This is a genomic window from Candidatus Eisenbacteria bacterium (assembly GCA_030017955.1).
Taxonomy (GTDB): domain Bacteria; phylum Eisenbacteria; class RBG-16-71-46; order JASEGR01; family JASEGR01; genus JASEGR01.
Genome location: JASEGR010000010.1, coordinates 41,679 through 48,759, shown reverse-complemented (window position 1 = coordinate 48,759; position 7,081 = coordinate 41,679). Strand labels below are relative to the sequence as shown.

Genomic DNA, 7,081 nt, shown 5'->3' with positions numbered 1-7,081 from the left:
AAGGTTTTTCAAGGATTTCAGCAGATTCCCGGAGGAGATGTGGGGAGAAGAGAAGATTGAGAAGTTTATCTTCGATGGCGCGGAGCTCCCTGTTGAAGTTGATGACACGATCGGAAGAGTGGCTCTCCCGAGAGCTATTCTCCCGGGAGAAACCGTACTTTTCGAAATCACGTTCAAAGGCAGAATTCCAGAGCACCTGATTAGAATGGGACGGCGTGGGAGAGATTTCAATATCGCGCAGTGGTATCCGAAGATCTGCGTCTATGATTTGCGAGGATGGCACAAGGACCAGTACATAGGCCAGGGCGAGTTCTACGGTGATTTTGGCACTTTTGATGTTTCCCTGACACTGCCGGGGACATTTCTTGTTGCTCATACCGGAACACTTACGAATCCCGGCGAAGTCTTGCCCGATTCAGTCATAAAGAAGCTCGCCACAGTAGGCGACACAACACTCAATATTGCAGATAACTCGAACTGGCTTCGCCCCAGTGATCCTACGTTGCGAAAAGAGCTTGAGAAGCCCAAGACTTGGCGATTTCGCGCGGATAATGTTCATGATTTCGCTTTTGCGGCGAACGAGAAATACATCTGGGATGCCACGAAGTTGGGGAATGTCTACGTTCACACTTTCTACTTCAAAAACAAAGCCGTGCACTGGCGTGAAATGGCCGGAGTTTCAAGAGAGTGCGTGAGATTCTACAGCGAAACCTTCGGAGGATATCCATACGATCAGGTGAGTGTGGTTGCCACAAGTGTACACGGAGGAATGGAGTATCCCAATCTTGCCTTCATTGGAAGTGAAATAGGTGACGAACGCTCCCGTTTTCTTTCCGCTGTGATAGCTCACGAAATTGCTCACAATTGGTTCTATGGAATCATTGGGAGCAACGAAAACGATGAAGCGTGGCTTGATGAAGGCTTCACAAGCTTCGCCACGATTCTCTTCATGGAGAACTACTACGGAAGAAACAATGATGTCCGCAAGTACAAGAGGCCATGGGAGAGGTATTTCTTTCCCCCTGAGGACAAGAGGGAATCAAGCCAGTTTGACTACATAAGCTTTGCAGAAACTGGATATGAGGAGCAGGTGATTACGCCGTCAGACAAGTTCGGAGAGCGTATTGCATACAGGACCGCGGTTTATCAGAAGTCAGCGGCGATTCTCTTTATGCTCCAGTATGTACTCGGTGATGAAACATTTGACCGGGTGATGAAGGAGTACTTTGCATTATGGCAGTTCAAACATCCCTATACGGAAGATTTTATTGCGGTGGCAGAGAGGATGAGCGGGAGAAAGCTCGGCTGGTTTTTTGACGAATGGCTGAGGCGAACGTACCGCTGCGACTATGCCGTCAAGGGAATGAAATTCAGGCGACTCGCCGATGGAAGAGACTACTCAGTTGATGTCAGGATCGAGAAGAAAGGCCGTGCAATAATGCCTCTCGATTTTGCCTTCAGATCGAGCTCTGGCGAGACTCGTGTACTGTCACTACCACATACGGTCTGGGACGATGGAAGGAGATCATACACGCTCAAGGGAGAGCTTCCCTTCAAGCCGGTCGGGGTTGAGATGAATCCGGACAAACGGATAGCGGACGTTGACAGGAGAAACAATGTTTACCCCTATCCGAAGTTGAAGTTTCAGTTTGATAATCCCGTACACGCTTCGATTCCGATCGATGCTTACAGGGTCACCTGGAGGCCGGCGGCTTGGTTCAATGACATTGATGGCGTGAAGGTTGGACCCCGGCTTGGTCTCAGTTTTCTTGAAGACCAAAACCTTACGGCGCTCAGCATCTGGTACGGAACGAGGAACGCCGGGTGGCAGTATGATTGCTCCTACAGCACGCCTCTTGGTCTAGCGGGGTATGACGCGAGAGTCGGGGTTAGAAGTTACACGATTGACGGAAGAGAGGGGTATTCTTTTTTCTTTAGGAGACGGCTGAGCTCCTACATGAACATTGGTCCTTATCACACTGTCACGCTTAGCATTAACGAGAAGAGACTTCTGAGGGAAAGCTATCTCAGAAATCCCTTGGAGTGGGAGAAAGGGGCGGTTCGGACTCTCGATGCCGGCTACTCGCTTGAGGGCAGTTACAGACGGTTCAACCTCTCAGGCGGAATGCATCTTGAGACCAGTGTTCCGGGCAGCGCCTACTCTTACGATAGACTCACCGGAGAGGCCACGGTGAGCTCAAGTCCGATGGGCCTGTTTCATCTTGAGGGTAGAACATATTTGGGAGCGACTGACGGCAGGCCTCCGGTTCAAAGAAAGTTATATCTCTCCGGCGCCGACCCTTATCAGGAGTTTGAGAATGGATTTTTCAGATCGAAAGGATTGATAAGGCCGAATTGGCACGGGCGGCTTGGAGGAGCGGGAAATCTAAGGGGCTATTTTGACAGGGATCCCGCTCTTTTCACAGGCGCAAGAATTGCGTCTGCCAATGTCGAGATATCATTCGACAATCTCGTCCCGATTCTTCCGGATGGGATATTTGGAAACTCATCCATGCCTTTCTCTCTTCTCAGGTCGGCGCTTTTCGTTGATGTTGGAAAGGTGTGGGAGAAGGGGGAAGCATTCTCCACGTCGGGCCTCCTCTGGGACGGAGGATTTGGGATAAGAACAAAGAAGCTGGTGGGAGGGCTTCGTCTGCGGTTTGACTTTCCGGTCTTTCTCTCCGATCCGGCTCCATGGGATGACAGGTGGAAATGGCGGTGGCTTTTTTCAGTTGAGGGAATATGAACTTCTCTGTCGAAACAGAAGGACTCACCAGAATCTTCAAGGCGTCGAAGAAGGAATATCATAAGAAGGCGATAACCGCACTTGACGACGTCAACCTCAGTGTCAGGGAGGGCGAGCTTTTCGGAATTCTGGGGCCAAACGGCGCCGGCAAGACTACGCTGATCAAGATACTCACTACTCTTCTCCTTCCCACGTCAGGAAAAGCCCATGTTCTTGGATTCGATGTTCTCAAGGAAGCCGGCAAGGTCAGAGAATCCATAAACGTCGTTTCGGGCGGTGAGCAGAGCGGCTACGGAATCCTTACCGTGAGAGAAACACTCTGGATGTTCTCTCAGTTCTATGGCGTCCCGGGACGAGAGGCAAAGAAAAGGATAGATTTTTTGCTGTCGGCGTGCAGCCTTGCTGATAAAGCAAACACTAAGATGAACAAACTCTCCACCGGCTTCAGACAGAGACTGAACTTTGCGAGAGGATTTGTGAGTGACCCAAAGGTGATCTTTCTGGATGAGCCTACTCTTGGACTGGACGTTACATCAGCGCGCGAGATAAGAGCATTCGTGAAGCGCTGGGTAAAGGAGAAACCCGGGAGGACTGTCCTTCTTACCACGCACTACATGGCTGAAGCGGACGAGCTCTGCGAGAGAGTTGCCATTATCGACAGAGGGAGATGTCTTGCATGTGAGTCACCGAAGGTACTCAAGGCGGAGCTCGTCAGTGAGTCGGTCTTCCATCTTGAAGTTGATCTCTGCCCCGACGGACTGGGCGGCTTGAAAGAAGTCCGCGGTGTGAGAAGCTTTGCAACGAGTCACAGAGAGAATGTCGGAAAGACAGAAGTCAAACTTGTCCTGGAAAGCGACTCAGTGATTTCGGACGTTGTTTCCTTTGTGAGAGCATCCGGACTCAATGTAATGACACTGAGCAAGGTTGAGCCGACTCTTGAAGACGTGTTCGTCAAACATGTAGGGAGAAGCCTCGAAGATGAAATTCTCGAAGATTGAGCTTAACCTGCGCGCTGCTGTTGGAAGAGCGTACGTAAGAGTCGTTGCAGCGAACAGGGAGCCTTCCTGGATAATAACTGAGACGGTGCTGCCGTTGCTTTCCATATTTGCTTTTGTCTATATCTACAGGGCAATGAAGGCGCCGGAGGAATTCGTTGGATTCGTGGTCCTGGGCGGCGCGATGACGGCTTACTGGATGAATGTGCTCTGGAGCATGGCAAGTCAGTTCTATTGGGAAAGAGAGACCGGGCTGCTTCAACTGTATCTTGTCGCACCTTGCTCGAGGATGGCCATTCTTCTGGGGATGGCAGTCGGCGCAATAATCATGACGACCACGCGGGCCGCCTCAGCGATCATTCTGGGCAGCCTGATCTTCAAGGTTCATTATCAAATCACTTCAATCCCTCTTTTGATTGTGATCTTCTTCCTTACCATGCTGTCTCTCTATGGCCTTGGAATGATGTTAAGCTCTCTCTTTCTTTTCTTCGGAAGGGAGGCCTGGCACACTGTCAATTTGCTTCAAGAGCCGGTTTACCTGGTGTCCGGGTTCTACTTTCCCGTGAGGGCGCTCGGCTTCTGGTTTGCGCTGGCAGGTTCCATCATACCTCTCACGCTCGGACTTGACGGGATGCGGCAGCTTCTCTTCGGCCCGGAGAAGGCAAGGGGATTTCTAGATGTACGGCTTGAGGCATTGATTCTCCTTGTTCTCGGAGTAATCTTCCTGATTGGAGCTCAAAAGTCCCTGTCATTCATGGAACGAAAGGGGAAGGAAGAAGGGAGGCTCACACTCAGGTGGCAGTAGTGCGAGTGCTGAGAAATATCAGGTCTGCCGCCTGGCTTGGATGGCAAATAGAATCGAACTGGGCAGACCCATTTCTGTTTATTGTCTACTCGGTTGCGAAGCCGGTTGCCTCTTCCCTGATACTCGTCTTCATGTATCTCATCGTTCTGGGCGGAGACACTTCGACCCCCTTTTTCGCCTACATGTTCTCGGGAAACGCGTTTTTCATCTACGTAGGTCAGCTCCTTATCGGAATAGGCTGGGTTATTTTTGAGGACAGGGAGCACTATGAGACTCTGAAGTATGTCTATGTGTCTCCCCAGAAGATAGTTCTCTATCTCTTTGGGCGCGGGACAATCAAGTTTCTTACTGCAACACTCGCGGTCGCGATAACTCTTGCTTTTGGAATCATAGCTCTTCGTGTTCCTGTGCACACGGAACGCATAATGCCGTTCCACTTTGCTGCTTCCTTTGTTCTTGGCATCATAGGGATAGCCGCGCTTGGCATCATTCTGGCCGCGATCGGGCTTCTCGTCGCGCGGCACAGCATGAGTTTGAATGAGGGCGTTGCCGGGCTTTTCTATCTGCTGAGCGGAGCAGTCTTCCCGATCGATGTCCTCCCTGGCTGGGTGAGGGGATTCTCCAAGTCGCTTCCGTTTACGTACTGGCTTGAAGGAATCAGGAGATCACTTGGATGGGGAGGGGTGAGCAAAGAGTTGGGCAGCATCCCGGATGGAAGAATCCTCCTCATTCTTCTCGTCACAACTGTTTGTCTGTTCTTCTTCGCCCTCTGGTTCTATGCGGTTTGCGAGCGCATCGCCAGAAGGTACGGACTGATCGACAGAACGACGAACTACTGACGTCTCCGAATCAGCATTCTGCGGTGGATTGGAGGTGTCCTTTCCCTCCTGCCTTCGCCAACGCCTGGTCGCATAAGGAAATACTTTACAACACCCCGCTTTCCTCTTAATATCGGCCTCAAAGGAGCACTTTTATGACAAGAGTCCTGGTCTACGAATTGGAGAAGCGATCTGTCAGACAGGGAGCGCTCGAGGAACTCCCTTCACTTCTTTCCAGAGATGATGTCAGAATCTGGGTTGACCTTGAGAAACCATCTGAAGAAGAAGCGCAAATCCTTTCAACTGTCTTCAAGTTTCACCACCTTGCTGTTGAAGACTGCATTGGTAATCTCAATCATCCCAAAATTGATGACTACGGTGAGTATCTTTATCTCGTAATACACGGTGTTGATTTCTATGCGCCGAAGGACAGGTTCGACACGCAGGAGCTGGACATTTTTCTTGGAAAGAACTACCTCGTCACGTTTCATTACAAGTTTTCGAGAAGCGTATCATCAAACTTTGACAAGTGCTGCGAGAATGCCTTTTTCATGCAGAAAGATTGCGAATTCATTCTCTACCGGATACTTGATACGCTGGCAGATGATTATATGCCCACGCTTGAGGCATTGGATGACAAGATTGATGCCATCGAGAAAGGGCTTTTTGAGAATCCAACTCAGGACATTCTCAGCAAGATATTCATTCTGAAAAAGGATATTATGTTTCTGAAACGAATCGTCGAGCCGCAGAGGGAAGTCTTGAGGAAAGTCGCCGGAGGAGAATTCCCGCTGATCTGCAGCGAATGCATTCTTCTCTTCAGAGATATTCAGGACCACCTCTTCATGATTTATCAATTGACCGATTCTTACAGGGACGCAGTAACCGGGATGCTCGAGGCCTACCTGTCGATAGCGTCAAACAAATTGAATGAAGTCATGAAAGTCCTGACCGTCATCGCGACAATAATGATGCCGCTCACTCTTATTACCGGAATCTACGGGATGAACTTCGAATACATTCCGGGGCTTAAGGTTCGAGTGGGTTTCTTCATACTTGTCGGCGCGATGGTTGTTCTCAGTGCATTCATGCTCGGTCTCTTCAGAAGGAAGAGATGGCTTTGATGAAGGCAGTTGCTCTCCTCATCTTCCTACCCGTTCTGGCAAGCGGCGAAAGTCTCGACACACGCCTTCTCGAAAGGATACACACGGGATGGGAGAGCCGGCATCTAACACAGATCATGGAGAAGACGACTGTCCTTGGACAGGCTGAAGTGGGCCTGGGACTGTGCCTCATATTGAGCACATATGGTAGCGAAAAGGAAAAAGAAACAGGAAAGCTTGGCTTCACTTCGCTGGCTTTGACAGGCCCCGTTGTGAGCGGGCTCAAGTACGCCGTGGGGAGAGAAAGGCCTTACGAGAAGACATCGAGAGCCAATTCCTCTTTTCCATCGGGTCATGCTGCTGCAGTATTTGCTGTCTCATCGGTGATAGCATCGGAGTATCCCCGGCTGAAAATTCCTGCTTACGTGGTGGCAGGGGCAGTAGCATTCTCAAGAGTCTATCTCGGAAGGCACTACCCCAGCGATGTCATTGTGGGATCTGCAGTCGGATACGGAATAGGGAAGTTAGTGTACGCAAAAAGAAAACCTATTCTTGCTCTTACTTTCTAATACCAATTGCAGGGGCAATAGATTCGTCACGGCTGGGACAGGTGC

General features: G+C 50.3%; 6 protein-coding genes. All 6 read left to right on the top strand.

Annotated elements, in window-relative coordinates; genetic code table 11:
• On the top strand, positions 1-2,746 hold a 2,746-nt coding region (locus QME66_02655; GenBank protein ID MDI6807868.1), incomplete at its 5' end, for a M1 family aminopeptidase.
• Positions 2,743-3,744: an ATP-binding cassette domain-containing protein gene (locus QME66_02650; GenBank protein MDI6807867.1), complete on the top strand. Its 1,002-nt coding sequence runs from the start codon at positions 2,743-2,745 to the stop codon at positions 3,742-3,744. The genes QME66_02655 and QME66_02650, both read left to right, overlap by 4 nt.
• A complete protein-coding gene (locus QME66_02645) occupies positions 3,725-4,546 on the top strand; it encodes an ABC transporter permease (protein MDI6807866.1) in 822 nt (273 codons plus the stop codon). The genes QME66_02650 and QME66_02645 overlap by 20 nt, the downstream gene beginning before the upstream one ends.
• Positions 4,537-5,385 carry an ABC transporter permease gene (locus tag QME66_02640; GenBank protein MDI6807865.1) on the top strand — a complete coding sequence of 283 codons (849 nt, stop codon included), beginning with the start codon at positions 4,537-4,539 and terminating at the stop codon, positions 5,383-5,385. The genes QME66_02645 and QME66_02640 overlap by 10 nt, the downstream gene beginning before the upstream one ends.
• A 134-nt stretch (positions 5,386-5,519) precedes the next feature.
• Positions 5,520-6,488 carry a magnesium/cobalt transporter CorA gene (corA, locus tag QME66_02635; protein MDI6807864.1) on the top strand — a complete coding sequence of 323 codons (969 nt, stop codon included), beginning with the start codon at positions 5,520-5,522 and terminating at the stop codon, positions 6,486-6,488.
• Positions 6,479-7,036 (top strand): phosphatase PAP2 family protein, encoded by a 558-nt coding sequence (locus QME66_02630; GenBank protein ID MDI6807863.1) that lies wholly within the window; start codon positions 6,479-6,481, stop codon positions 7,034-7,036. Before corA ends, QME66_02630 begins: the two co-directional genes overlap by 10 nt.
• Positions 7,037-7,081 lie beyond the last annotated feature (45 nt).

What these genes read in the sequence shown, in the direction of transcription:
- QME66_02650 (MDI6807867.1), top strand. Translation starts at nt 2,743, where the DNA reads ATGAACTTCTCTGTCGAAACAGAAGGACTCACCAGAATCTTCAAGGCG.
- QME66_02645 (MDI6807866.1), top strand. Translation starts at nt 3,725, where the DNA reads ATGAAATTCTCGAAGATTGAGCTTAACCTGCGCGCTGCTGTTGGAAGA.
- corA (MDI6807864.1), top strand. Translation starts at nt 5,520, where the DNA reads ATGACAAGAGTCCTGGTCTACGAATTGGAGAAGCGATCTGTCAGACAG.
- QME66_02630 (MDI6807863.1), top strand. Translation starts at nt 6,479, where the DNA reads ATGGCTTTGATGAAGGCAGTTGCTCTCCTCATCTTCCTACCCGTTCTG.